Raw genomic sequence first — 24494 nt, 5'->3', positions numbered from 1 at the left:
GAGTTTTGCCATGCCCCGTTTTGCTGCCAACCTCAGCATGCTGTTTACCGAAGTGCCCTTTCTCGACCGCTTCGAGCGCGCCGCCCAGGCCGGCTTTGAGGCCGAGGAGTTTCTGTTTCCCTATGCCCATAGCGTCGATGAGATCCAGCAGCGGCTCGATGCGACGGGCCTGCAGATTGTGTTGCACAACCTGCCTGCGGGCGATTGGGAGGCCGGCGAGCGCGGCATTGCCTGCGATCCCCGGCGGGTGGATGAATTCCGCGCCGGCGTTGCCAAGGCCGTCACCTATGCCCATGCGCTGGGCGTGCCCCAGCTCAACTGCCTGGCCGGCAAGGCGCCCGCCGGTGTGGATGCCGCCACCCTGCGCCGCACCCTGGTCGACAACCTGCGCTTTGCCGCAGCGGCGCTGAAGATGGCCAACCTGCGCCTGCTGGTCGAGCCCATCAATGCCTTCGACATTCCCGGCTTTTATCTCAACCGCACCGACCAGGCGCTGGCCATTCTGGACGAAGTAGGCGCCGCCAACGCCTTTGTGCAGTACGACATCTACCATGCCCAGCGCAGCGAAGGCGAGCTGGCCGCCACCCTGCAAAAGCACCTGGCCCGCATCGGCCATGTGCAGCTGGCCGACAACCCGGGCCGCCACGAGCCGGGCACCGGCGAGATTCACTACCCCTATCTGTTCGCGCACCTGGACCGCATCGGCTACAGCGGCTGGGTGGGCTGCGAATACAAGCCCGCGCAAAGCACCGAGGCGGGCCTGCACTGGCTGCAGACCGTGGCAGGCCAGAAGCGCGCGGCGGCCACCGCCTGATCGCCCCGGGACTGACACCCACACATCGATAAAAACCAAGGAGATTTCCGCATGCATGCAACGCCACTCAAACTGGGCTTTATCGGCCTGGGCATCATGGGCGCGCCCATGTGCAGCCACCTGATCGCCGCCGGCCACCAACTGTTCATCAACACGCGCGGCAAGGTGCCCGCCGCCATCGCCGAGAGCAGCGCCACCCAATGCACATCGGTGCGCGGTGTGGCCGAGCGGGCCGACATCGTCTTTGTGATGGTGCCCGACACGCCCGACGTCGAGCAAGTGCTGTTTGCGGCTGATGGCCTGGCCGCCGGCCTCAAGGGCAGCAGCGGCAAGATTGTGGTCGATATGTCGTCCATCTCGCCGGTAGCGACCAAGGACTTTGCCAAGCGCATCACGGCACTGGGCGCGCAGTACCTGGATGCGCCGGTATCGGGCGGCGAGGTCGGGGCCAGGAATGCCACCCTGTCCATCATGGTCGGAGGCCCGGAGGCAGCCTTCGAGCGGGTCAAGCCGCTGTTCGAGACCCTGGGCAAGAACATCACCCTGGTAGGAGGCCATGGCGACGGCCAGACCGCCAAGGTGGCCAACCAGATCATCGTGGCGCTGAACATCGAGGCGGTGGCCGAGGCGCTGCTGTTTGCATCGCGTGCCGGTGCCGATCCGGCCCGGGTGCGCCAGGCGCTGCTGGGCGGCTTTGCATCGTCCAGGATTCTGGAAGTGCATGCCGAGCGCATGATCCAGCGTACGTTTGATCCGGGCTTCCGCATCGCGCTGCACCAAAAGGACCTGAACCTGGCGCTGTCCAGCGCGCGCCAGCTCGGCGTGTCACTGCCCAACACCGCCCAGGCGCAGGAGCTGTTCAACAGCTGCGTGGCCCATGGCGGTGCGGGCTGGGACCATTCCGGCCTGGTACGTGCGCTGGAGATCCAGGCCAATTTCGAGATCGGGCAAAAAGCGCCGGGCTGAGCCAGCCGCAGGCCCGGCAGACCGGCTATGCTTGCGCGATGTCCCGCCCTGCCCGCCTGCTCCGCCTGCTCGATCTGTTGCGCCGCGCCCGCCAGCCCCAAACCGGCCCGGCGCTGGCCCAGACCCTGGAGGTGAGCCTGCGCACCCTCTACCGCGATATCGCCAGCCTGCGCGAGCAAGGCGCGGCCATTGAGGGCGATCCGGGCATTGGCTTTGAGATGCGGCCCGGCTTTTTGCTGCCGCCGCTGATGTTCAATGCCGATGAGCTCGAAGCCTTGCTGCTGGGCGCGCGCTGGGCCAGCCTGCAGGCCGACCCGCAACTGGCCAGTGCCGCCAGCGCCGCGATGGACCGCATCCGCAGCGCCTTGCCGCTGGAGCTGCGCATCGCAGTCGATACCAGCGGCCTGATGGTGCCCAACATGCAGCCCAACCCCCAACCCGAGCCCTGGCAGACCGCGCTGCGCCGCGCGATCCGTGCCGAGCACAAGGTGGTGCTGCACTATAAGGACCAGCACGGCTGCCTGACCGAGCGCCTGGTCTGGCCGTTTGCCATGGCCTATTTCGACCGCAGCCGGGTGGTCTCTGCCTGGTGCGAGCTGCGCCAGGGCTTTCGCCATTTTCGGGCCGACCGGGTGCATGCGATGCAGGAGCTGCAGGAGCGCTACCCGCAAAGCCGGCACCGCCTCATCCAGCGGTGGCTGGCGGAGACGGGCTATACGTTGGAAGGCTGGTCCTGAGCGCCTGCGCCCGGATCGGAAACAGGTGCCCGGCACGGACCTGCGCCCCATGTCAGCTGCTGACAGTTTCTGTCAGCCCCCCTGTCTAACCTGCAGGGCATGGCGATCTTGCCAAGCCCTGAAAGGAACACGACATGACCCCCCACAACGCCCCGCTGCGCTTTTTCTACCACCCCCAGTCCCGCGCCCGTATCGTGCGCTGGATGCTGGAAGAGTGCGGCGCCGTCTATGAACCGGTGCGGCTGGAGTTTGGCGGCACGATGAAGGCGCCCTGCTATCTGGCGCTCAACCCCATGGGCAAGGTGCCGGCGCTGCAGCATGGCAACACGGTGGTGAGCGAGACCGGCGCGATCCTGGCCTACCTGGCCGACCTCTACCCCGAAAAAAAGCTGGCACCGGCGCTGGACAGCCCCGAGCGCGGCAGCTACTACCGCTGGCTGTTCTTTGTCGCCGGACCGGTCGAGGCCGTGTCCACTGCCAAGGCGGAGGGCTGGCTGCAGAACCAGACCGAGCGCCAGGCGCTGTCGGCCGGCTATGGCCGGTTTGACGATGTGCTGCGCAGCCTGCAGCTGGCGGTGACCGGCAAGCGCTATGCCTGTGGCGACCACTTCACCGCGGCCGATCTGTACCTGGCCAGCTACATCGGCTGGAGCATGCAGGAAGGCACCCTGCCAAGCCTGCCCGCCTTCCAGGACTACGCGCTGCCGCTGCTGCAGCGCCCGGCTGCCCAGCGTGCCGATGCGCTCGATGGCCCCGTGCAGATGCCCGGCGCAGCGGCTGCCTGATCGGGCCGCTGCCATCGGCATGCCATGTGGATCAGGCACAATAGCCCGGGGTGGCCGTGGCGCCACCTTGTTATATCCACCAGTCCATGCCCGCTTTTTCGTACGAAGTTCTTGACGCCCAGGGCCAGACCCGCAAGGGCATGATCGAAGCCGACAGCGCCAAGGCGGCACGCAGCCTGCTGCGTGCCCAGGCCATGGTGCCGCTGGCGGTCGAGCCGCTGGGCGATGTCGACGACAGCGGTGCCAGCACGGTGCGCAGCCGGCGCGCGGTCTTCAATGCCACGAGCCTGGCGGTCTGGACGCGCCAGCTCGCCGGCCTCATCAGCTCCGGCCTGCCGCTGGAGCGCGCGCTGACTGCCCTGATCGAAGAGATCGACAGCGAGCCCCAGCGCCAGCTGGTCGCCAGCCTGCGCGCCGAGGTCAATGGCGGCTCCACCTTCGCCAAGTCGCTGGCCCTCTATCCCCGTGATTTTTCGCAGATCTACCGCGCCGTGATCGATGCGGGCGAGCACAGCGGCCACCTGGACCAGGTGCTGTCGCGGCTGGCCGATGATCTGGAAGAGCGCGACCAGCTCAAGAACAGCCTCATCGGTGCCTCGCTCTACCCGGCCATCGTCACCTGCTTTGCGTTTGTCGTGGTGATGGTGCTGATGAGCTATGTGGTGCCCCAGGTGGCCGAGGTGTTCTCGGGCACCAAGCATGCGCTGCCGCTGCTGACCCGCATCATGCTGGGCTTCAGCGACCTGATCCGCCACTGGTGGTGGCTGGGCGCGGGCCTGGCCATTGTCGGCACCGTGATGCTGCGCCTGTCGCTGCGCCAGCCGGCCTTTCGCCAGCGCTTTGATGCCGGCTGGCTGCAGTTGCCGGTCATCGGCAAGCTCTCGCGCAACTACAATGCCGCCCGTTTTGCCTCGACCCTGGCGATGCTCAGCAATGCCGGCGTTCCCATCTTGAAGGCGCTGCAGGCCGCTGCGCAAACCGTCTCCAACCAGGCCATGCGCCAGGACGCCATCGATGCGCTGGACATGGTGCGCGAGGGCGCGCCGCTGGCATCGGCCCTGGCCCAGAAAAAGCGCTACCCGGCGCTGCTGTCGATGTTTGCCCGCCTGGGCGAGCAGACCGGCGAGCTGCCGCAGATGCTGCAGCGCGTGGCCAACCAGCTGGCCGGCGATGTGAAGCGCCGCGCGATGCGCCTGGCCACCATCCTGGAGCCGCTGCTGATCGTCGGCATGGGCATCATCGTCGGCATCATCGTGATGGCGGTGCTCATGCCCATCATCCAGCTCAACCAGTTTGTGCGCTGAGAGCCGATAACACAATCCTTGATACGTCGTTGCCTGGCCGGCCGCGCCCTGCCTTGTCGTACTACTGTACTGCCTGCGGCAGGACGCCTGGTCGGGGGCGCCCAGCCTCAACCGCAAACCTTCGGTTTGCTGGGCCGTGTTACCGGCTCTGAAAAACCGGTTGGACCCCGCTTGGCCCGGGCAGGCTAGCGGGGCCCAGTTTCACTCCGCGTGGATCTTGTTGGCCTTGACCACATCGCCCCAGAGCTTGTACTGCGCGCGCGTCATCGCATCGAGCTGCTCGGGCGTGCCGCCGCCCGGCTGGTCGCCGCGCTCCTGAAAGCTGCGGATCACCGCAGGCTCCTTCAGCACCGTGTTGATGGCGGCATTGAGCTTTTGCACCACCTCGGGGCGGGTGCCGGGCGGGCCGTACATGCCGATGAAGGAGATGATCTCGAAATCCTTCAGGCCCACCTCGGCAGGGGTCGGCACATCGGGCAGAGATGCCACTCGGCTGCTGCTGGTCACCAGGATGGGGCGCACCTTGCCGGATTTGATGTACGGATCAAACACCGAGGTGGCATCGAACATCGCCTCGATACGGCCGGCCATCAGATCGATCACCGCCGGGCCGCTGCCCTTGTAGGGCACATGGTTCATCGCCGGGCTGCCCAGGCGCTCGCGCATCAGCTCGGTGGTCACATGCACCAGCGAGCCGGCACCGGGGGTGCCATAGTCCACACCCTTGCCGGCCTTGGCGCGCTCCTTGACGAGGGCCGCAAACTGCGCAAAGTCCTTCACCGGCGATGCAGCCGGCACCACCAGCACCAGCGGCGACTGCAGCAGAATACCGACCGGCACAAACTTGGTCGGGTCGACAATGCCCAAGGTCGGGAAGACATGCGGGGTCACGGTCATCGAGCCGTTGCCCACCAGCATGCGGTAGCCATCGGGCGCCGAGCGCATGATGTCGGCCGAGCCCAGGTTGCCGTTGACGCCGGCCTTGTTCTCGATGACCACGCCCTGGCCCAGGTTGGCCGCGAGGCTGTTGCTGATCACACGGGCAGCAAAGTCGGTTTGCCCCCCCGGCGGAAAGCCCACCATCAATGTGACCGGCTTGGTCGGATAGGCACCTTGCGCCAGCGCTGGCGCGCTGGCCCAGCCGGCACCCAGCGCCAGGCCCAGGGTCAGACCCTGGGTGATCTTGCGGCGCAGCATCGCGTGCGGTGTGGTCTTGGTCTTCATTGTTATGTCTCCTTGGTTTGAAATCAGACTGCAGCAGGCGCTGCGCTGTCTTGCTGCCCGGGTGAGAACTTGTCCACCGCTTCCCACAGGCCGTTGATGTAGACGGCGCCCAGTGCCCGGTCGTAGAGGCCATAGCCGGGCTTGCCGGTTTCGCCCCAGATCATGCGGCCGTGGTCCGGGCGCACATAGCCTTCAAAGCCCACATCGTGGTAGGCCTTGACGATGGCCGCGATATCGAGCGAGCCGCAGGTCGAGAGGTGGGCGGTTTCCTCGAAATCGCCGTCGGGCGAGACCTTGACATTGCGGATATGCGCAAAGTGGATGCGGCCGCGGCCGCCAAACTCGCGCACCAGCGCCTCGACATTGTTCTGCGGGCCGGCGCCCAGCGAGCCCGAGCACAGGGTCAGGCCATTGGCGGGGCTGTCGATCAGGTCGACGATACGGGCCAGGTCGTCGCGGTTCTTCACGATGCGCGGCAGGCCAAAGATCGGGCGCGGCGGGTCATCGGGGTGGATGGCCATCTTGATGCCGCACTCCTCGGCCACCGGGATGACCGCCTGCAGAAAATAGGCCAGGTTCTGCCAGAGCTGCTCGGCATCGACCTGGCGGTAGGCCTGCAGCAGGCCTTGCAGCTCATCGCTGCGGTAGCTGCTGTCCCAGCCGGGCAGCGAGATGCCTTTTTCCGCATCGATGCTGTCGGCCATGCGGCTGTCAAAGGCCAGGCAGGTGGAGCCATCGGGCAATTGCTTGGCCAGCTCGGTGCGCGTCCAGTCAAACACCGGCATGAAGTTGTAGCAGACGACCTGCACGCCGGCGGCAGCCAGATGGCGCAGGGTTTGCTGGTAGTTGGCGATCAGCTGGTCGCGGCTGTCGCGGCCGAGCTTGATGTCCTCGTGCACCGGCACCGATTCCACCAGTTCAAAAGCCAGGCCGGCGCCTTCGATCTGCTGCTTGAGCGCCTCGATCTTGGCCAGCGGCCAGACGGCGCCCACCGGCTCGTCATAGATCGCCGAGACGATATGGGTGACCCCGGGGATCTGGCGGATATAGGCCAGGGACACCGGGTCCGAGCTGCCAAACCAACGAAACGACATCTTCATGGATGCACCTTTCCTGCAATCAAAAATCTGGTTAGACCAATTCTACAAACTGGCTAGACCATTTTGATTGATGGTTTACCACTATGTCCGGTATTTGCCGCTTTGGGGCCAGACGGCGGCTTACACTGCTGCTGGCCCTTCCGGTTTTGGCGGACCGGCCGATGAACGGAATACGGAATACGCGCAAGATGCCCCACAAGCTGGTCCCTCCGGTTGACGATGACAGCCGCACCACCGGTGTCAGGTCCTACCAAGACCTCGCCAGAAAAATCCTCGAAGAAACCGCCGCAGGCAGCGCGGCAGCCGACCAGCGCCTGCCGTCGGAGCGCACCCTGGCCGACATGTTTGGCGTCAGCCGCACTGCCGTGCGCGAGGCCATCATTGCGCTGGAGGTGCAAGGCCTCGTCGAGGTGCGCCTGGGCTCGGGCATCTACCTGCAGCCAAACGGCGCCAATGGCCCTAGCCGCCTGCCCGCCTTTGATGTGCCCACCGGCCCCGGCCCGCTGGAAACCCTGCGTGCCCGCGTGCTGGTCGAGGCCGAGATTGCCGCAGCCGCTGCCAGCGAGCGCCGCGATGCCGACCTGGACCGCATGCTCGACGCCCTCGCCACCATGCGCCTGCAACTGGCCGACAAGGACGCCTACGACGCGGCCGACCGGCGTTTTCACCTCGCCATTGCCGAGGCCACCGGCAACCGCGTGCTGCAGCACATGGTGGAAGCGATGTGGGACAACGCCCGCCAGGACCCGCGCTGGGACAAGATCGAGCAGCATTTCCACTCCGAGCAGCTGCGCGAGGCCAGCCTCAAGGACCACCAGGCCATCTTCGCCGCGATTGCCGAGCGCCAGCCCGAGCAAGCACGCCAGGCGATGCAGCAGCATCTCGGCCGGGTCATTTCGCAATTCTCCCAAGCCTGGTATTGAGTAAAAACTGCGCTGCCACTGCGCTATATTGGCCCCAGTTCAGCAACAAGGACGGCCATGGCTGCCACTCTCGACAACAAGCTGGTGGTCGCGATCTCGTCGCGGGCGCTGTTCAACTTTGAAGAAGAAAACCGGGTTTTCGAGCAGGACAAGGACCAGGCCTATGCCCGGCTGCAGCTGCAGCGGCTGGATATTCCGGCGCCGCCGGGGGTGGCATTCTCCTTGGTGCGCAAGCTGCTGGCCTTCAACAGCGGCACGGTGCAAAAGGTCGAGGTGGTGCTGCTGTCGCGCAATGACCCGGTCAGCGGCATGCGGGTGTTCCGCAGCTGCAAGGCCCATGGGCTGCATTCGATCCAGCGCGGGGTGTTCACCCAGGGGCGCGACCCTTTCCGCTACCTCAAGCCGCTGGGCGCGCATTTGTTCCTGTCGGCCAATGCCACCGATGTGCAGCAGGCGCTGCAGCTGGGCTTTCCGGCCGCGCGGGTGCTGACCGAATCGGCCCAGGCGCAGGACAGCCACCCCGATGAAGTGCGCATTGCCTTCGACGGCGATGCCGTGCTGTTCTCCGATGAGGCTGAGCGGGTCTTCCAGGCCCAGGGGCTGGATGCGTTCCAGCGCCATGAGATCGAACATGCCACCCGGCCGCTGCCCGATGGCCCTTTCAAACCGCTGCTGGCCGCGCTGCACCGGCTGCAGCAGGATGTGCAAAGCCAGATGCGCATCCGCACTGCACTGGTCACCGCCCGCAGCGCGCCTGCGCATGAGCGCGCGATCCGCACCCTGATGGACTGGAACATCGGTGTCGATGAAACCATGTTCCTCGGCGGCCTGGCCAAGGGCGAGTTCCTGCGCGAGTTCGAGCCCGATTTCTTCTTTGACGACCAGACCGGCCATGTGACCAGCGCAGCGGCCCATGTGCCGGCCGGGCATGTGAGCAGCGGCATCTCCAACCTCTGATCACCTGCGCGCCCGCGCCCCCACCCAGGCGTGAAAAAGCCGCTGGCTCCTGGTGGAGACAGCGGCTTTGGCGCTCAGGCTTCTACAGCCTGCTGCTTAGAACTGCTTGATAAAACCCAGCGAGACCGCACGGCCCTGCAGCGGCGCCGCGTTCTTGATGAACGAGGTGTGCACGTAGGCCAGCTTGTTGGTCAGGTTGTCCAGCTTCAGGTAGATCTGCCATGGCGTGCCATCGCTGGAGGTCTGGTGGTAGCTCACGCGCCAGTTCAGCATGCCGTAGCCCGGGGTCTCGGTTTCATAGTCCGCCACCTTGTTCTGGCGCTTGACCAGCTGCCACTGCGCCTCGCTGCGCCAATTGGCCCATTTGCCGGCCACGCGCAAGCCGACGCGGGCAGGGGCCAGGCGCGGGATCTTGCTGCCGTCTTCGAGCTTGGCATGCACCAGGTCACCGGTGGCGCCTACCGTCCAGTTCGCATCGATGCGGTGCTGGATCTGGCCTTCCAGACCGGTGAAGGTAGCGGTCTGCTGCGCATACTGCAGCAGCTGCAGGCCGTCATGCTCATCGACGGTGCGGCCGTAGATGTAGTTGTTCACCCGGTTGCGGTAGACATTGACCGAATAGGTCGTGTCGCCCGCGGTGCGTGCAATGCCAATGTCGATATTGCCCGAGCGCTCCTTGCGCAGGTCGGGGTTGCCCAGCTCATAGGTCGAGGTGGCCATGTGCAGGCCCCTCGCATACAGCTCCTCGGCGGTGGGCAGGCGGCTGGCCGAGGTGACATGGGCGCTCAGGCGGTAACCGGGCATAAAGCGCCAGCTGCCGCCCAGCGACACCGAGTTGCCCTTGTGCTTGCGCACCAGACCGTCGTCGTTCGCATAAACGCTTTGCCAGTCGTGGCGCAGCGCGGCTTCCACCCCAAAATCGCCAAAGCGGCGCTCTTCGAGCAGGTAGACGCCCTGGCTTTGCGTGCGGGTCGGCTGCACATAGGCTTCTTCACCGGTGGCGCTGAAGCGGCGCTGCGCGGCCTCAAAACCGACCAGACCGGTCCAGCCGGCAATCGGTTCATGCAGCACATCGACACGCATGTCATGCGCGCGGTTCTTGAAGCTGGTGGAAATCTCGCTGCCCTCGATCTCGTCGTGGTGGTAGCGCGTCACGCCACCGCGCAGGCGGATGGCCGAGACGCCGGCAAAGGGCTGGCGCCACTCGGAGCGCAGGTCATAGCGCTCGCTGTGCATGTCCACCACCGGCACGCCTTCTTCCTCGTGGTCGTGGTCATGGCCTTCCTCGCCGTGGTCATGGTCATCATGGCCGCCGCAGTGCAAGTGCAGGCCATGGGTGTGGCAGCCTTCAAAGCTGTGGTTGTGGCCGGGCAGGCCGTAGCGTGCCTGGGTGCGGGTGTAGGCCAGGCCCACATAGCCACTGTCGCCGATCCAGGACAGGCCAATGCTGCCGCCTGCATTGCGCGCGCGGCTGCCGTCCACCTTGTTGCCCAGGCCCCAGCCGCTGCCCACGCGGTAGTCATCGGCATTGCGGGCCATGCCCTCCACATGCAACGCAAAAGGGCCCGAGCCTGCGGTCAGCGACAGCGCCGTTGCTGCATCGTTGGCGCCCGTGCCGGCACGCACTTCGACCTGGCCTTCATAGCCCTTCTCCGGCACCTTGGTGGGGATCTTGTTGTCCAGCACATTGACCACACCGCCAATCGCGCCGGCGCCATAGATCAGCGCCGAGGGGCCACGCAGCACCTCGATCTGGGTGGCCAGCATCGGTTCACTCACCACCGCATGGTCGGGGCTGATGGTCGAGGCGTCCTGAATCACCGCACCATCGTTCAGCACCTTGACCCGCGCACCGTCCATGCCGCGAATCACCGGGCGGCTGGCACCCGCACCAAAGTGCGTGGCCTGGATGCCGGGCTCATTGGCCAGGGTCTCGCCCAGGCTGGCCCCGCGTTGTTGCACCAGCGCATCGCCTTGCAGCACCGTCACCGGCGTGGTCATGTCATCCACGGTGCGGTTGGTGCCGCTGGCCGATACCGTCACCTCCGGCAACGTGGTGGTCGCAGTGGTGGCGGCCGTTGCCGGCGTGCTGTCTTCGGCGTTCTGTGCCAGTGCGGCGCTGCTCAGCAGCAGGTCAATCACCGCGGCTGCGACCGGGCGCAAGTCCCGCGCCTGTGGCTTCAAAATCGGTGCGCGCGCCATCAGCGGCTGCGCCTGTTGTGCATGGAAACCCATCATCTACCCCTCGAAAAGCACATGCATCCCCAGCATGTGCAGGCGCAGCCCCGCACGGCGGGCTGAACCGGCCAGGCGCCATAACGCCCGGCAGCTGCGCGGAAAAACAAGACAGACCGGCCTGCGCTAGCCTGCACCGTCGAAGGTCAGGGCCAGCGGCCGTGTCACTGGAACAAGGAGGGAGTCAGAGAGGGAGGGCCACGCGCAAAGAACAGCGCGGGGCTTTGCCGCAGCAAGATGGCCAACACCGTTGGTGCCGCATCCTGCACCGCCCGCAGCAACGGCGCATGCAGCCCCTCGCAGAGCAGACCGGCGCCCAAGGCCATGTGCGAGAAGCCCTGGCAATCGGCCTCGGAGTGCTTGCCAAACAGGTCATGCACACCGTGGCCAGGGATGACGACGGTATCGCTGCTGTCGCGTTCGCCCACCGTGGTTGATGAAGACGCTAGGACAGCGGCCTGCAGCGCTCGGGCGTAGAGATGGCTGATGTCATGCAGCTTGCCCAGCAGCGGCATGGACAGCTGCGCCAGGCACAGCCAGATCAGCAGCGCGATCGCCCAGCCACGCAGCGGCCTCGGCGCATGCGCCGAGACAGAGAGGGGATGGAAGAAGCGCAGCGGAGACACAGGCCAAACAGTGGATCGAACCAGCGGCGCGCGCCCCGGAAAGCCGGGGAAATTGCGCACGATTATTGCAAATGAATTGCATTATGCCTGCAAATCGCAGGCCGGCCAGCGCGCCAGCCCTGCATGTCCCCCACTTTGCCCATCGGCGGGGCGCGAACCGCGATGGGCGGCAAGGCGGGGTCTGCAGCCGGGAGGCCGCTATCGGCGGCCCACACCGGGCGGCTCGGAAAGCGCGGCGGCGTAGATCGCGGGGGCCTCCAACACCGGCGTGGCTGCGCCGTGGCGCGCCATCTGGAGCATGGCCTGACCGATGATCTCGGTGCTCAGCACACGCGATGGGAACCACCTGCGGCCCAGGGTCAGCAACGGGCCAGACAGCCGGTAGAAGAGGCGGTACGAGCCCGTCTTGGAAACAGCGTTGTTGAGCGGCTGTATGATGCCCGGCCGGATGGCATGCACCCGCTTGAACGGCAGCCGAAACAGCGCGTTCTCCGTTTTACCGCGCACGCGTGCCCACATCACCGAGCCCTGCTCGCTGCTGTCGGCGCCAGCCCCTGAGACGTAGACAAAAGTCGCGTTGGGGCTCAGCGCGGACAAGCGCTCCGCGATGGCCAGCGTCAGCCGGTAGGTCACTGCGGTGTACTGCTCCTCGGTCATGCCGGAGGACGACACCCCCAGGCAAAAGAAGCAGGCATCTATCGCTGTCAGGTCCTCGTCCGGTATCGTGCTCGGATCCACTGCAAAATCAGGCCGCAGCCGCTGCACCAGCTTGGGGTCCTGCGATGGAAGCGCCGAACGCCCCACCGAGACGACCTGATCGATATCCGGGGCCAGCAAGCATTCGCGCAATACGCCGCCGCCCACCATTCCCGAGGCACCCAGCAACAACACCCGCATCATCGTATTCCTTCACTGTCCATCTGTTTACCCTGCGACCGGAGAGCGAGCAGTCAGCCCGCAAGGCTCGTGCCGTCCGGTTCTGCCTGGCCCGCTCTCGGCACGCCCCAGCCACCTCCGGCGGTATTCCGGCTACGATTGGAGGCAGCACATGCCATTGTCGCGACCCCAGGCGCGTGGCGGCAGGCCCACAAATGCGACGGCGGGGTTATTGCTGATAGAGTGCAGCCAGACCCGGCCCGCTGTGGACTGATCAGCAAGCGGATGCTGGCCGCGCATCCAGAGCTGCGCGCACGCCACGGGCGGCTTCTTGCTTGCCGCCAGTGATAACACCCGTCTCCGCCATCCGGCTCGGGAAGGCACAGCAAGGCATGCTGCCCCCGGTTGCGCCCTCCCCCGGCAAACCACGGCTCTTATAACGGCAAGGCCCGCGATCGCGGGCCCTGGCTGGTGGATGGTGGACACGTCGCTTACAGAAAGCGCTCCAGCAGCTTGCGCGAGGCCTTGTCCAGCCGGGTGGTATCGGGCAGGCGGTAGTGCACGCCATCGGCCGAGGTGATCAGCAGGTTCTGGCGGCCCTGCAGCTTGCGGATGTCCTCTTCGGCCTTCAGGGTCATCTGGACCGGCCCCCGGTCGGTTTCCAAAGTCCAGATGCTCGGCACCGAGAACGTCGAGACGCTGACAATGCGCTCAATCAGCGGCTGGAACTCCCGCGCAGCCAGGTCTTCGTCGAGCAGCGCACGGGCGGCCGGGTCCACGGCCGCCATATCGGCGATCCACAGCACTTCCTTGCCGTCTTCACCGACCAAAGAGATGCCGAGCAGCGGGGCCGACAGCGGAAAGGCACGCACCGGGTTGACCTGGTGCGCTGCGCCATCCTTGAAAAATACCAGGCGGCCAAAGGCATTGCGGCTGAGCGGCAGCGAAGCGGGAGTGTGAGTCGAAGTCATGGGAAGGCTTTCCTGGCTGCAGATCAGCGGTTGTCATCGGACCCGTCCACATGGGACTTGGGCAGGGGCTGGATGTCATAGGTCACGCCCGCAGCACGCGCAGTGACCACGCCAGCGGCTTCGGCATCCTCTTCGGCCCGGCGCGCCTGCGCCATGTACAGCCGCCAGTAGGCGCCTTCCTGGGCCATCAGCGCGTCGTGCGATCCGACCTCGACAATCTCGCCGCGGTCCATCACCACCAGGCGGTCAGCCTTGCGCAGCGTCGAGAGGCGGTGGGCAATCGCAATCGTCGTGCGGCCTTGCACCAGGTTGTCCAGCGCACGCTGGATTTCCTTTTCGGTCTCGGTATCGACGGCCGAGGTTGCCTCGTCCAGGATCAGGATGCGCGGGTCGATCAGCAGTGCGCGCGCAATCGAGATGCGCTGGCGTTCACCGCCGGACAGGCCCTGGCCGCGCTCGCCGACCAGCGAGTCATAGCCGTGGGGCAGGCGCAGGATGAACTCATGCGCATGGGCAGCGCGGGCAGCAGCAACAATCTCTTCACGCGTCGCATCGGGCTTGCCGTAGGCAATGTTCTCGGCAATCGTGCCGAAGAACAGGAAGGGTTCCTGCAGCACCAGGCCGATGTTGCGGCGGTAGTCGGACACCGCAATGCGGCGCACATCGACGCCATCGAGCTGGATCGAGCCATCGGTCACGTCGTAGAAGCGGCTGATCAGGTTGACCAGGGTGCTCTTGCCCGAGCCGCTGTGGCCCACCAGGCCGATCATCTCGCCGGGGCGGATCTGCAGGTTCAGGTCCTTGATGACGGTGCGGCTGCCATAGCGGAAACCGACGTTTTCCATCGTGATCGCGCCCTGCACCTTGCCCAGCTTGACCGGGTTGACCGGGTCAGGCACGTTGCTCACATGGTCGAGGATGTCGAAGATGCGCTTGGCGCCGGCGGCCGCCTTTTGCGTTACCGAGACGATGCGGCTCATCGAATCGAGGCGCGTGTAGAAGCGGCCGATGTAGGCGATGAACGCGGTCAGCACACCCACGGTGATCGAGCCGCCCGCGACCAGGTAGATACCAAAGGCCCAGACGATCAACAGACCCACTTCGGTCAGCAAGGTGACCGTGGGGGTGAACAGCGACCAGGTCTTGTTGACCCGGTCATTGGCTTCCAGGTTGACCTGGTTGGCGGCCGCAAAGCGGTCGGCTTCGCGCTGCTCCTGCGCAAAGGCCTTGACGACGCGGATACCGGGAATCGTATCTGCCAAGACATTGGTCACCTCGGACCAGACGCGGTCGATCTTCTCGAAACCGGTGCGCAGCTTGTCGCGCACCGTGTGGATCATCCAGGCGATGAACGGCAGCGGCACCAAGGTGACCAGCGCGAGCCAGGGGTTGATCGAGAACAGGATGGCCGAGGTCATCACGATCATCAGCACATCGGTCGCAAAGTCCAGCGCGTTGAGCGACAGAAACAGGTTGATGCGGTCCGTTTCTGCGCCGATACGGGCCATCAGGTCACCGGTGCGCTTGCTGCCGTAAAAATCGAGCGAGAGTTTCAGCAGGTGGTTGTAAGTCGTCGTGCGCAGGTTGGCACCAATGCGCTCCGATACGCGCGCCAGCACAAAGGTGCGCGCCCAGCCCAGCAGCCAGGCAATCAGCGCCGAGATCAGCAGTGCGCCCAGGTAGAACCGCACCAGGCCGGCATCGATCTTCTCCCCGTTCTGGAACGGGATCAGGATCTTGTCCATCAGCGGAATCGTCAGGTACGGCGCGACCAGTTGGGCGGCCGTGGTGCACAAGGTCAATGCGAAACCCAACAACAATTGCATTTTGTAGGGTTTGGCAAAGCGCCACAGCCGCAGCAGCACCCAGCTGGATGTCGGTGCATTCTGCTGGCGGGCGCAGGCCGGGCATTCCTCGCTGTCCGGGGGCAGCACGCTGCCACAGACCGGGCAGAGCGCGCGCTCGTCCTCCACCACCTGGTAGGCCTCGTTGCGCAGCAAGCGCTCACGTTGGCGCTCGAACTGCTGCATCAGCCCCAGCACTGCCGTCTGGTGGCTCAGTGTGATGCGCCACAGGCCCAAACGCCGGGTGCTGTCATGCAACTCCAGGCTGCCCACGCCTCCATGGTCGAAAAAACGCAGCGAAAGATCCGGCGCTAGTACCCACTCACTCCACTGCTGGGCTGCAGGATCAAAGGCCAGCAGGCGCTCGGAGGTCAGCACCACCTGACCGCTGCCAAAGCGCAAATCGGAGGTCAGGTCAACGGGAGTGGCGGCAAGCACGTTTTCCAGAGTATTGAGCTTCGCTCGCAATTGGGTTCCTAGCGGACCCGCAAAGAATGCTGACGCGTCCGCGGAATGTTGATGTTGCATATGGCGTTTTTCTCTCCGCACGGGGCGGTGGCAGTGGTCCGGTGAACAACCGCATATTATTGTGGCGAACGGCGGCCTGGGCCGCCCTGCCGTCATCTGTCTTTAACGTCTGACATGGCCGATAGGCTGACAGCGATTAATCTGCCTCATTTGGGCGCACAATGCTTTCCCATCTACGGCGATTCCCCCCGGAATTGTTACTTATGTTTATCCGTTGATCGATATGGCGAAATTCAATACCATCCAACTCTTGCGCACCACGTTTTTGCGCGGCCCCAGCGTCTGGACCTACCGCCCTGTTCTGGAGGTCTGGCTGGACCTGGGAGAGTTGGAGGACTATCCCTCGAACAAGATCCCCGGGCTGAACGAACGCCTCACCACCTGGCTGCCCGACCTGATCGAGCACACCTGCGGCGTCGGTGAGCGCGGCGGCTTCATCCAGCGCCTCGAAGGCGGCACCTGGATGGGCCATGTGATGGAACACGTGATCATCGAGCTGCTGAACCTGGCGGGCATGCCGGCCGAGTTCGGCCAGACGCGCGAGATCTCCAAGCGCGGCGTCTACCGCATGGTGTTCCGCTGCCCCGAAGAGGCCGTCGCCCGCGTCGCACTGGAACACGGCCACCAGCTGCTGATGGCCGCAATCAACGACGAGCCCTACGACATCAAGCCGGCGGTCCATGCGATCAAGACGGCAATCAACGACCGCTACCTGGGCCCCTCGACCGGCTGCATCGTCGATGCCGCCAGCGAGCGCCGCATTCCCCATATCCGCCTCAATGACGGCAACCTGGTCCAACTGGGCTATGGCGCCGCGCAGCGCCGCATCTGGACGGCCGAATCCGACCAGACCAGCGCGATTGCCGAGGGCATTGCCCAGGACAAGGACTTCACCAAGCGCCTGCTGGCCGCCTGCGGCGTGCCGGTGCCCGAAGGCCAGATCGTCGCCAGCCCTGAAGAAGCCTGGGAAGTGGCGCAAGAGATCGGCTTCCCCGTCACCGTCAAGCCCTCCGACGGCAACCATGCCCGTGGCGTGACGCTGGAGCTGTCGCAGGAGGCCGACATCAAGGCCGCGTTCGCACTGGCCCAGCCCGAAGGCTCCGACGTCATCGTCGAGAAGTTCATTGACGGCGTCGAACACCGCCTGCTGGTGGTGGGCGACAAGGTGGTTGCGGCCACGAAGGGCGAGACCGTCAGCGTCTACGGCAATGGCAAGTCCACGTTGCGCGAGCTGGTGGCCGTGCTCAATGAAGACCCGCGCCGTGGCCCCGAGCAGGAGTACCCGCTCGACTGGATCAATCTGGAAGCCGGTGCGGTCAAGCTCGAACTCAACCGCCAGAACGTCACGCCCGACAGCGTGATCGCCCAGGGCCAGGGTGTGCTGCTGCAACGCAATGGCAATATGGCGATCGACTGCCTCGATGACGTGCACCCCGACGTCGCCTACTACGCCGTGCTGGCGGCCAAGATCGTCGGCCTGGATATCGCCGGCATGGACATGATCCTCAAGGATGTCTCCCAGCCGATGCAGGGCCAGGGCGCCATCCTGGAAGTCAATGCCGGCCCCGGCCTGCTGATGCACCTCAAGCCCACCAGCGGCGCGCCGCGCCCGGTCGGCATGGCCATTGCAGACCACCTCTTCCCCCGCGAAGACGGTGCCGGCGCAGGCCGCATCCCCGTGGTGGGCATTGTCGGCACGCAGAACAATGCCTTCATCGCACGCCTGGTGGGCTGGTTGCTGCAGCTGTCGGGCAAGCTCACCGGTGTGGCCAGCGACGAGGGCATGTACCTGTCGAACCGCCAGACCCAGAAGACCAATACCGCCAACTGGGCGGGTGCCCACCGCCTGCTGACCAACCGCCTGGCGCAGGCTGCGGTGATCCAGACGACCGCCCGCTCCATCCTGGAAGAAGGCCTGGCCTACGACCGCTGCCTGGTCGGTGTGGTGACCGACATGCAAGGCTTTGAGAGCCTGGCGGACCATGACGTGCTCGAACCTGGCCAGATGCGCCGCGTGATGCGCACCCAGATCGATGTGGTGCTGGACGAAGGCGCCGGGGTACTCAATGCCGACCTGCCCGAGGTGGCCGATCTGGCCGAGCTCTGCGATGGCGAAGTAGTCCTGTACTCGGCCCAGGCGGACAACGAAGCGGTGGCCGCCCACCGTGCCAACACCGAAGCCCAGCACGAAGGCGGCCGCGCCGTCGTCATCAAGGGCAACAACGTGGTACTGGCCACCGGCGCGCAAGAGCGCGTGCTGGGCACCCTCGATGCGCTGAGCCTGCCGGGCGGCAAGAAGCCCGACACCTCGGCTCTGCTTGCCGCCATCGCCACGGCCTGGGCGCTGGATATCACCCCCGATCTGATCGGTGCCGGTATCAAGACCTTCGAGTACAACGCCTGACACGCCGGACACGGCTCCCCACGACGACAAGCATGCACGGCCCGCTGATTCAGCGGGCCCTCCATCTGAAAGAAACACTATGCAGCTCTCCCGCACCCGTGCCTTGCGTGGCCCCAACCTCTGGACCCGCAGCACCGCCATCGAGACCATCGTGCGCTGTGAAGACAGCGAACAGCGCTACAGCACCATCCCCGGTTTTGAAGAAAAACTGCGTGCGCGCTTCCCCAATATCGCCCCCCTGCAGCCCCATGGCGCCGACCAGGCGCTGTCGCTGGCCCATGTGCTCGAGGTTGCCGCGCTGTCGCTGCAGGCGCAAGCCGGCTGCCCGGTCACCTTCAGCCGCACCCATGTCACGACCGAGCCCGGCACCTACCAGGTCGTCGTCGAGTACACCGAGGAAGCCGTGGGCAAGCTGGCGATGGAAAAGGCTGAAGCGCTGATCCAGGCCACACTGAACGACACGCCGTTTGATGCCGACGCCGCCATTGCCGCGCTGCGCGAGCTCGATGAAGACGAGCGCATCGGCCCCTCGACTGGCGCCATCGTCGACGCCGCTGTCGCCCGGGGCATTCCGTTCCGCCGCCTGACGACCGGCTCGCTGGTGCAACTGGGCTGGGGCTCCAAGGCCCGCCGCTTCCAGGCAGCAGAGATTGATTCGACCAGCGCGGTGGCGGAATCCATTGCGCAGGACAAGGATTTGACCAAGCGCCTGCTGCATGCCGCTGGCGTGCCCGTGCCGATGGGCCGCCCGGTGGCCGATGTCGAAGAAGCCTGGCAAGTGGCGCTGGAGGTGGGCCTGCCCGTCGTCGTCAAACCGCAGGATGGCAACCAGGGCAAGGGCGTGGTGGTCAACATCACCACCCGCGAAGGCCTGGAGGCCGCGTACAAGACCGCCAGCGAATTTGGCGACGAGATCATGGTCGAGCGCTTCCTGCCCGGCCACGACTTCCGCCTGCTGGTGGTCGGCGGCCAGCTGGTTGCCGCTGCCCGCCGCGAGCCGCCCCAGGTGCTGGGCGACGGCCAGCACACGATCCGCGAGCTGGTGAACCTGGTCAACCAGGACCCGCGCCGCGGCACCGGCCACGGCACGGCGCTGACCAAGATCCGCCTGGACGACATCGCCATCGCCCGCATCGCCAGCGAAGGCATGACCCCCGACAGCGTGCCCGGCCAGGGCCAGCGCGTGGTGCTGCGCAACAATGCCAACCTGTCCACCGGCGGCAGTGCCACCGATGTGACCGATGACGTGCACCCCGAAATCGCCGCCCGTGCGATCGAAGCGGCCCAGACCATCGGCCTGCACATCTGCGGCGTGGACGTGGTCTGCGAGACCATGCTCAAGCCCCTGGAAGAGCAAAGCGGCGGCATTGTCGAAGTCAACGCCGCCCCCGGCCTGCGCATGCACCTGGCGCCCTCGTTCGGCAAGCCCCGCCATGTCGGGGTGCCGATGGTCGATGAGATGTTCAGTGCCGGCAACGACGGCCGCATCCCGCTGGTCGCCGTGACCGGCACCAATGGCAAGACCACAACCACCCGCGTCATCGCCCATCTGTTCACCTCGCACGGCTGGCGCACGGCGATGACCAACACCGATGGCGTCTACGTCAACGGCCGCCAGATCGACAGCGGCGACTGCTCGGGCCCGCGCAGCGCACGCAACGCGCTGGCCCACCCCGAGACCGATGCCGCCGTGCTCGAATGTGCACGCGGCGGCATTCTGCGCGAAGGCCTGGGTTTTGACCGCTGCCAGGTTGCCGTGGTCACCAACGTCGGCGAAGGCGACCACCTGGGCCTGAACTTCATCACCACCAAGGAAGACGTGGGTGTGTTGAAGCGCGTGATCGTGCAGAACGTGGCACCCACCGGCTACGCGGTGCTGAACGCCGCCGACCCCCTGGTCGCCGCAATGGCCCATGTCTGCCCCGGCAAGGTGATCTTCTTTGCCGCCGACCGCCACCACCCGCTGATGGCCACGCACCGCGCCCAGGGCAGCCGCGTCGTCTATGTCGATGGCGACAGCATCGTGGCCGCCGAAGGCTCCTGGCGCGAATCGATCCCGCTGCGCGAGATCCCGATCACCCGCAATGGCGCGATCACGTTCCAGGTCGAGAATGTCATGGCCTCGATCGGCGCCGCCTGGGCCGCTGGCCTGCCCTGGCAGACAATCCGCCGTGGCCTGGCAGGCTTTGTCAACGACAGCGACAACGCCCCTGGCCGCTTCAACGTGATGGACTACCGGGGTGCGACGATCATCGCCGACTACGGCCACAACCCCGATGCCATCCGCGCGCTGATCCAGGCCGTGGAAGCCATGCCCGCCAACAAGCGCAGCGTGGTCATCAGCGGCGCCGGTGACCGCCGCGACGAAGACATCCGCGTGCAGACCGAAATGCTGGGCGAGGCCTTCGACGACGTCATCCTCTACCAGGATGCCGCCCAGCGCGGCCGCGCCGACGGCGAAGTCATCGCACTGCTGCGCCAAGGCCTGCAAGGCGCCAGCCGCACCAGCTACGTGACCGATATCCACGGCGAGTTCGTCGCGATCGACCATGCACTGGAACGCCTGCAACCCGGCGATCTGTGCCTGGTGCTGGTCGACCAGGTCGAAGAGGCGCTCGCGCATCTGCAGCGCCACGTGGCCCAAGCCGCCGCCCAGGCCTGACCGCCTCCTGCATGCACCGGCCACCGCGCCGGTGCAGCCCCCTCTCCTTTTTCGGACTGCCCTCCATGCTGATCCCTTCTTCCTGGCGCCACGCCGTCGCCGCCGCAGCCTGCCTGGCCGCCACGGCCGCCTCGGCCCAACCGGACACCATCGGCTCGGTGGACACCGTGTTCAAGTTCATCGGCCCCGACCACAAGATCGTTGTCGAGGCCTATGACGACCCGCTGGTCAAAGGCGTGACCTGCTATGTCTCGCGCGCCCGCACCGGTGGCGTCAAAGGCGCGCTGGGCTTGGCCGAGGACCGCTCCGAGGCCTCGATTGCCTGTGTGCAGGCGGGCGCGATCAGCATCGAGAAGCCTTTGAAGCAGCAGGAAGAAGTGTTCAGCGAGCGGACCTCGCTGCTGTTCAAGCGTTTGCGGGTGGTGCGCATGGTGGATGCGGCGCGCAATACTTTGGTCTATATGACGTATTCGGACAAGGTGATTGAGGGCTCGCCGCAGAACAGTGTGACGGCGGTGGCGGTGCCTGCTTCTACGGTTATTCCGGTCAAGTGATTGCTCTTCTTTAGCGCTGATCGCCGCTATGGCTGCGCTTTTTAATTTGCGTTTTTACTACTGGCGTAGGGCTGCTGGCCGGGATGTGCGCCCGGCGGCGCAGTCACTTTCATTTGGCGCCAAATGAAAGTAACCAAAGCAAAGGCGCCCCTGCTGCTTGCGACCCTTCGCTTTGCGAAGGGCAACCTGTGTCGTGGCGTTTGCAAAAGGGGGAATGCAAACACCCCAACAGCCAACACCCGACAGGCCATCGCTACGCTCGGCCTCCCAAACTGGCCGAGCGTAGCGATGGCCTGCATCTGCTCAGACCCCTTCTGAATGCGCCGAGGAGCACAGGGTATGGGCTGGGCAGTTGCACCGCAGAGTGCAACTGCATCGTGGACTGACTCACCGCGTCTGTTTGAACGGAGCGCCTCCGGCGCGTAGTGAGTTTCGCGGTGCAGACCATACCCGAGCACCACAGGTTGCCCGTAGCGAAGCGAAGGGACGCAGTCAGTAGGGGCGGCCTTCTTTTGGGTACTTTTCTTGGCCGCGCAAGAAAAGTACCTCGCCCGCCGGGGCGAGACCCGGCCAGCCGCCCTACGCAGTAGTAAAAAACGCCACAAATAAGCACAACCCAGAGGCCGCTGTGCGACTAAGCAGAGCAAAGCCTAAAGCGCACGCAGCTCCCGCCGCAACGCAGGACTAGCCAGATCATCCAACCGACGAAAGGCTCCCCGCACATACGCCAAATCACGCTCAGATGCACCAAATTGCTCAAACTTCTCCAGCGAAGCGCGTGTAGCCATCCACACATGGTGCATCGCCTCCACGGCTTCAGCACGCGAGTTATGGAACGCCGACCACTGCGACAAGGCGTTGTCCAGGGTGGCTACCCGGCCTTCGTCCCCCACCGACAGATGCAGATAGCGCGTATGGGCCACCGTATTCATCGGCAGCACATCGTACAAAGGGCTCAGACGCCAGCCCTTGGCTGCCACGTCATAAATGAAGGCGTGGTTACGCAGATGGTCATCGTTGTTATTGGCGATGATGTTGAACACCATGCGCTGGAAAATTTCCTTCACATCGCGGTCGATGAATGGCATGGCCACATGCTTGCGGATGGCCTGGCAGATGTCCGCATACGAGCTACTGGGCGCCTCATGCTCGTGCAAACCCATCAGCGTCAACGCAGAACAATAGGCAATCCGGCCTTCTTCGCGCTTGCCTCCGGAGGTAGGCGATGCAGGGTCATAGGCCCAGCTTTCCTCCCCTTGGGCCAAAACCTGTCCTGGCTCTGCCCAGTAGCGGTCAAAGCGACGGATCAGCAAGATGCGTTGGCTGCCGATATCGAGCAGCTTGACCGGAGGGACGCGCAAGCCGGCGGCCCGCGCCAGCTCCAAGGCGCCGGCTTCCAGCACCGCGTTGCAGGCCTTGTCGCCCTTGGAGGGGAACTTGGCCAACCAGAGAACACCGTGTTCATCGCGAATGGTCGCTTTCGGGCGGGCACCGCCGGCTGACCCAAGCCCGTTGAAATAATGAAAGAACGTCTCGGGCACGGGCTCGTCGTTTTCTATGCGGTCGGCGACATCCAACAGACGCTCCAGGTCCACCACGCCATAAGCCTCATCGCTCTGTGGGGAGTTGACCGCCAGCCGGACATCCAGCGCGCCCACCCGGTTGCTGCCAGCCTCCAGCAGGTAGGCCACTTCCGGTAGCGTACCGCTGCGAAGCTTGTTCTCAATAACGCGGCGGCCCCAGGCATCGGGCGCGGCATCACGTAAGCCGCCGAACTCGGACAGCCCAGGCAACACATGGCGTTGCTGGCCGCCTTGCTCGCCAGCCAAAGGCAAGGCAACGGGGTCCACTTCGATCACGTTGTTGCGCTTCACATATTTCTTGCCATAGGCAAAGGTGGGGCTGCGGTCCTGCGCGAGATTCTCCAGCATGCCGGCGGGCACGAACGCATTCTGTTGGCGAACGCCCGCGCCTGCGACATGCGCGAACACCGCCACTTGTTCAGGCGGGTGCGCATATTTGCTGCGCTTAGAAATCGTAGGCATCGGTCTTCTCCTTTTTCCCACGACGGGCGCTAGGGGTGCTTTCGACACCGGGCTTTTCTGGTGTCAGCGACGACGGCGGTTGCCCTTCATGGACTTGGTGACGTCTGGGCATGCGTACGCGCTTGCCAAGGGAGTCCGCCTGCATGTTCTTCACGGCGGCAATGTCGTCAGTGAGCAGCGCCAACAAAGATGTGCGAGGAGAAAGCGCATCCAGGTAGCGCAGTAGCTGGCTCAAGGTGCGGCTCTCGTCCCCCGCTTCAATCAGCACCGCCGTAGAACGAGACAGACCTGCCCGCGCTGCTGCCTCCGCTTGGGTGATGCGCATGGCCATGCGCAGCGCGTGCAGCTTTTTGCCGAGCATCGCTGCTTCTTTGAGCCTGTCTTTAGAGGTCCGGGTGGTTTCGTCGTATTTCATGGTATCGCCTCTGAACGCCGCAACGGTCCGCTTGCATGAAGTTGCTCATTTAATGTTTTTAATAACAGTCGCTATTTTTAGTTAGGACTGAATTTAGAAACAATAAATTAGGGGATCATCCTTCTAAAAATAGGTGTTATATGAACGTAATTTCAGTCTTAAATTTATTTAAGGACTGTTATTGGCTACATTCTATCTGATGCTCGAGTGCATCTGTTAGCGCAGTCAATGCTCGATTGGTGATCGTTGAGAATTGCGCTTCTTTATAGGCGCTGCCTACTACTGGCGTAGGGCTGCTGGCCGGGTCTCGCACCGGCGGGCGAGGTACTTTTCTTGGCGACCCCGGATCGCCGGCCGAAGAAAAGTACCCAAAAGAAGGTCGCCCTGCTGACTGCGTCCCTTCGCTTCGCTGCGGGCAACCTGCGGTGCTCGGGCATGGGCTGCACCGCGAAACTCACTACGCGCCAGGGGCGCTCCGTTCAAACAGACGCGGTGAGTCAGTTCACGATGCAGTTGCACTCTGC

Annotated in this window: 19 protein-coding genes and 1 pseudogene; 11 read left to right on the top strand and 9 right to left on the bottom strand. The window is 64.9% G+C overall.

The features are described 5' to 3' along the window. Positions 1–10: 10 nt before the first annotated feature. The 5 genes from hyi (at position 11) to gspF (ending at position 4606) form a co-directional block, all read left to right on the top strand. A complete protein-coding gene (gene hyi / locus ACCQ08_RS16340) occupies positions 11–814 on the top strand; it encodes a hydroxypyruvate isomerase (RefSeq protein WP_373450388.1) in 804 nt (267 codons plus the stop codon). 51 nt (positions 815–865) lie between these two features. Beyond that, entirely contained in the window at positions 866–1780 is a 915-nt protein-coding gene (glxR, locus tag ACCQ08_RS16335; protein WP_312527391.1) for a 2-hydroxy-3-oxopropionate reductase, read from the top strand. A 38-nt stretch (positions 1781–1818) separates the two neighbouring features. Continuing rightward, positions 1819–2517 (top strand): helix-turn-helix transcriptional regulator, encoded by a 699-nt coding sequence (locus ACCQ08_RS16330; protein ID WP_373450387.1) that lies wholly within the window; start codon positions 1819–1821, stop codon positions 2515–2517. 134 nt (positions 2518–2651) lie between these two features. Next, positions 2652–3302 (top strand): glutathione S-transferase family protein, encoded by a 651-nt coding sequence (locus ACCQ08_RS16325; protein ID WP_373450386.1) that lies wholly within the window; start codon positions 2652–2654, stop codon positions 3300–3302. Positions 3303–3388: 86 nt separating this feature from the next. Next, entirely contained in the window at positions 3389–4606 is a 1218-nt protein-coding gene (gene gspF / locus ACCQ08_RS16320; protein WP_373450385.1) for a type II secretion system inner membrane protein GspF, read from the top strand. Between the two features lie 201 nt (positions 4607–4807). On the opposite strand, the gene ACCQ08_RS16315 is transcribed toward gspF, so the two are convergent. Together ACCQ08_RS16315 and uxuA are read right to left on the bottom strand one after the other, a co-directional pair. Continuing rightward, positions 4808–5830, bottom strand: a complete 1023-nt coding sequence (locus ACCQ08_RS16315) for a tripartite tricarboxylate transporter substrate binding protein (RefSeq protein ID WP_312412246.1) — start codon at positions 5828–5830, stop codon at positions 4808–4810. A 23-nt stretch (positions 5831–5853) separates the two neighbouring features. Continuing rightward, positions 5854–6930 carry a mannonate dehydratase gene (gene uxuA / locus ACCQ08_RS16310; RefSeq protein WP_313333503.1) on the bottom strand — a complete coding sequence of 359 codons (1077 nt, stop codon included), beginning with the start codon at positions 6928–6930 and terminating at the stop codon, positions 5854–5856. 188 nt (positions 6931–7118) lie between these two features. On the opposite strand from uxuA, the gene ACCQ08_RS16305 reads away from it, so the two are divergent. After that, the gene (locus ACCQ08_RS16305; protein ID WP_312527383.1) at positions 7119–7853 is read left to right on the top strand and encodes a FadR/GntR family transcriptional regulator; all 735 of its coding nucleotides are present in this window, start codon (positions 7119–7121) and stop codon (positions 7851–7853) included. 57 nt (positions 7854–7910) lie between these two features. Then, a complete protein-coding gene (locus ACCQ08_RS16300; RefSeq protein ID WP_312412238.1) occupies positions 7911–8810 on the top strand; it encodes a 5'-nucleotidase in 900 nt (299 codons plus the stop codon). A 96-nt stretch (positions 8811–8906) separates the two neighbouring features. Here ACCQ08_RS16300 and ACCQ08_RS16295 read toward each other — a convergent pair whose 3' ends face one another. The 5 genes from ACCQ08_RS16295 to ACCQ08_RS16275 form a co-directional block, all read right to left on the bottom strand. Continuing rightward, the gene (locus tag ACCQ08_RS16295; protein ID WP_373450384.1) at positions 8907–11048 is read right to left on the bottom strand and encodes a TonB-dependent receptor domain-containing protein; all 2142 of its coding nucleotides are present in this window, start codon (positions 11046–11048) and stop codon (positions 8907–8909) included. Between the two features lie 161 nt (positions 11049–11209). Then, complete coding sequence (locus tag ACCQ08_RS16290; protein WP_312461629.1) at positions 11210–11671, bottom strand: hypothetical protein; 462 nt, start codon at positions 11669–11671, stop codon at positions 11210–11212. A gap of 198 nt (positions 11672–11869) precedes the next feature. Then, on the bottom strand, positions 11870–12571 hold the full coding sequence (locus ACCQ08_RS16285; protein ID WP_373450383.1) for an epimerase: 702 nt from the start codon (positions 12569–12571) through the stop codon (positions 11870–11872). 467 nt (positions 12572–13038) lie between these two features. After that, positions 13039–13518, bottom strand: coding sequence for a DUF1854 domain-containing protein (locus ACCQ08_RS16280; RefSeq protein ID WP_239809419.1), 480 nt, complete (start codon positions 13516–13518; stop codon positions 13039–13041). Positions 13519–13541: 23 nt separating this feature from the next. Then, positions 13542–15890, bottom strand: a complete 2349-nt coding sequence (locus tag ACCQ08_RS16275; protein WP_313333512.1) for an ABC transporter ATP-binding protein — start codon at positions 15888–15890, stop codon at positions 13542–13544. Between the two features lie 223 nt (positions 15891–16113). Between ACCQ08_RS16275 and cphA (ACCQ08_RS16270) the strand changes: the two genes are divergently transcribed. From cphA (ACCQ08_RS16270) to ACCQ08_RS16260, 3 genes are all read left to right on the top strand, one after another. Further along, positions 16114–18294, top strand: a complete 2181-nt coding sequence (gene cphA / locus ACCQ08_RS16270) for a cyanophycin synthetase (RefSeq protein ID WP_239809421.1) — start codon at positions 16114–16116, stop codon at positions 18292–18294. Between the two features lie 79 nt (positions 18295–18373). Beyond that, positions 18374–20956, top strand: a complete 2583-nt coding sequence (gene cphA / locus ACCQ08_RS16265; RefSeq protein ID WP_312527373.1) for a cyanophycin synthetase — start codon at positions 18374–18376, stop codon at positions 20954–20956. A gap of 65 nt (positions 20957–21021) precedes the next feature. Further along, the gene (locus tag ACCQ08_RS16260; RefSeq protein WP_373450382.1) at positions 21022–21510 is read left to right on the top strand and encodes a CreA family protein; all 489 of its coding nucleotides are present in this window, start codon (positions 21022–21024) and stop codon (positions 21508–21510) included. 650 nt (positions 21511–22160) lie between these two features. Here ACCQ08_RS16260 and ACCQ08_RS16255 read toward each other — a convergent pair. Both ACCQ08_RS16255 and ACCQ08_RS16250 read right to left on the bottom strand, forming a co-directional pair. Beyond that, entirely contained in the window at positions 22161–23555 is a 1395-nt protein-coding gene (locus ACCQ08_RS16255) for a type II toxin-antitoxin system HipA family toxin (RefSeq protein ID WP_373450381.1), read from the bottom strand. Continuing rightward, positions 23539–23970, bottom strand: a complete 432-nt coding sequence (locus ACCQ08_RS16250) for a helix-turn-helix transcriptional regulator (protein ID WP_313336984.1) — start codon at positions 23968–23970, stop codon at positions 23539–23541. Before ACCQ08_RS16250 ends, ACCQ08_RS16255 begins: the two co-directional genes overlap by 17 nt. Positions 23971–24303: 333 nt before the next feature. Here ACCQ08_RS16250 and ACCQ08_RS16245 point away from each other — a divergent pair. Beyond that, positions 24304–24494: pseudogene (locus ACCQ08_RS16245) on the top strand (hypothetical protein); the annotation flags it as partial.

This window comes from Comamonas sp. SY3 (assembly GCF_041730275.1).
In the GTDB taxonomy this organism is placed as follows: domain Bacteria; phylum Pseudomonadota; class Gammaproteobacteria; order Burkholderiales; family Burkholderiaceae_C; genus Comamonas; species Comamonas sediminis.
This window is presented reverse-complemented; position numbering and strand designations above follow the sequence as displayed.

Excerpts from the sequence above, each read along its gene's own strand:
- hyi (WP_373450388.1), top strand. The coding sequence starts at position 11 with ATGCCCCGTTTTGCTGCCAACCTCAGCATGCTGTTTACCGAAGTGCCC.
- glxR (WP_312527391.1), top strand. The coding sequence starts at position 866 with ATGCATGCAACGCCACTCAAACTGGGCTTTATCGGCCTGGGCATCATG.
- ACCQ08_RS16330 (WP_373450387.1), top strand. The coding sequence starts at position 1,819 with ATGTCCCGCCCTGCCCGCCTGCTCCGCCTGCTCGATCTGTTGCGCCGC.
- ACCQ08_RS16325 (WP_373450386.1), top strand. The coding sequence starts at position 2,652 with ATGACCCCCCACAACGCCCCGCTGCGCTTTTTCTACCACCCCCAGTCC.
- gspF (WP_373450385.1), top strand. The coding sequence starts at position 3,389 with ATGCCCGCTTTTTCGTACGAAGTTCTTGACGCCCAGGGCCAGACCCGC.
- ACCQ08_RS16315 (WP_312412246.1), bottom strand. The coding sequence starts at position 5,830 with ATGAAGACCAAGACCACACCGCACGCGATGCTGCGCCGCAAGATCACC.
- uxuA (WP_313333503.1), bottom strand. The coding sequence starts at position 6,930 with ATGAAGATGTCGTTTCGTTGGTTTGGCAGCTCGGACCCGGTGTCCCTG.
- ACCQ08_RS16305 (WP_312527383.1), top strand. The coding sequence starts at position 7,119 with ATGCCCCACAAGCTGGTCCCTCCGGTTGACGATGACAGCCGCACCACC.
- ACCQ08_RS16300 (WP_312412238.1), top strand. The coding sequence starts at position 7,911 with ATGGCTGCCACTCTCGACAACAAGCTGGTGGTCGCGATCTCGTCGCGG.
- ACCQ08_RS16295 (WP_373450384.1), bottom strand. The coding sequence starts at position 11,048 with ATGATGGGTTTCCATGCACAACAGGCGCAGCCGCTGATGGCGCGCGCA.
- ACCQ08_RS16285 (WP_373450383.1), bottom strand. The coding sequence starts at position 12,571 with ATGATGCGGGTGTTGTTGCTGGGTGCCTCGGGAATGGTGGGCGGCGGC.
- ACCQ08_RS16280 (WP_239809419.1), bottom strand. The coding sequence starts at position 13,518 with ATGACTTCGACTCACACTCCCGCTTCGCTGCCGCTCAGCCGCAATGCC.
- ACCQ08_RS16275 (WP_313333512.1), bottom strand. The coding sequence starts at position 15,890 with ATGCAACATCAACATTCCGCGGACGCGTCAGCATTCTTTGCGGGTCCG.
- cphA (WP_239809421.1), top strand. The coding sequence starts at position 16,114 with ATGGCGAAATTCAATACCATCCAACTCTTGCGCACCACGTTTTTGCGC.
- cphA (WP_312527373.1), top strand. The coding sequence starts at position 18,374 with ATGCAGCTCTCCCGCACCCGTGCCTTGCGTGGCCCCAACCTCTGGACC.
- ACCQ08_RS16260 (WP_373450382.1), top strand. The coding sequence starts at position 21,022 with ATGCTGATCCCTTCTTCCTGGCGCCACGCCGTCGCCGCCGCAGCCTGC.
- ACCQ08_RS16255 (WP_373450381.1), bottom strand. The coding sequence starts at position 23,555 with ATGCCTACGATTTCTAAGCGCAGCAAATATGCGCACCCGCCTGAACAA.
- ACCQ08_RS16250 (WP_313336984.1), bottom strand. The coding sequence starts at position 23,970 with ATGAAATACGACGAAACCACCCGGACCTCTAAAGACAGGCTCAAAGAA.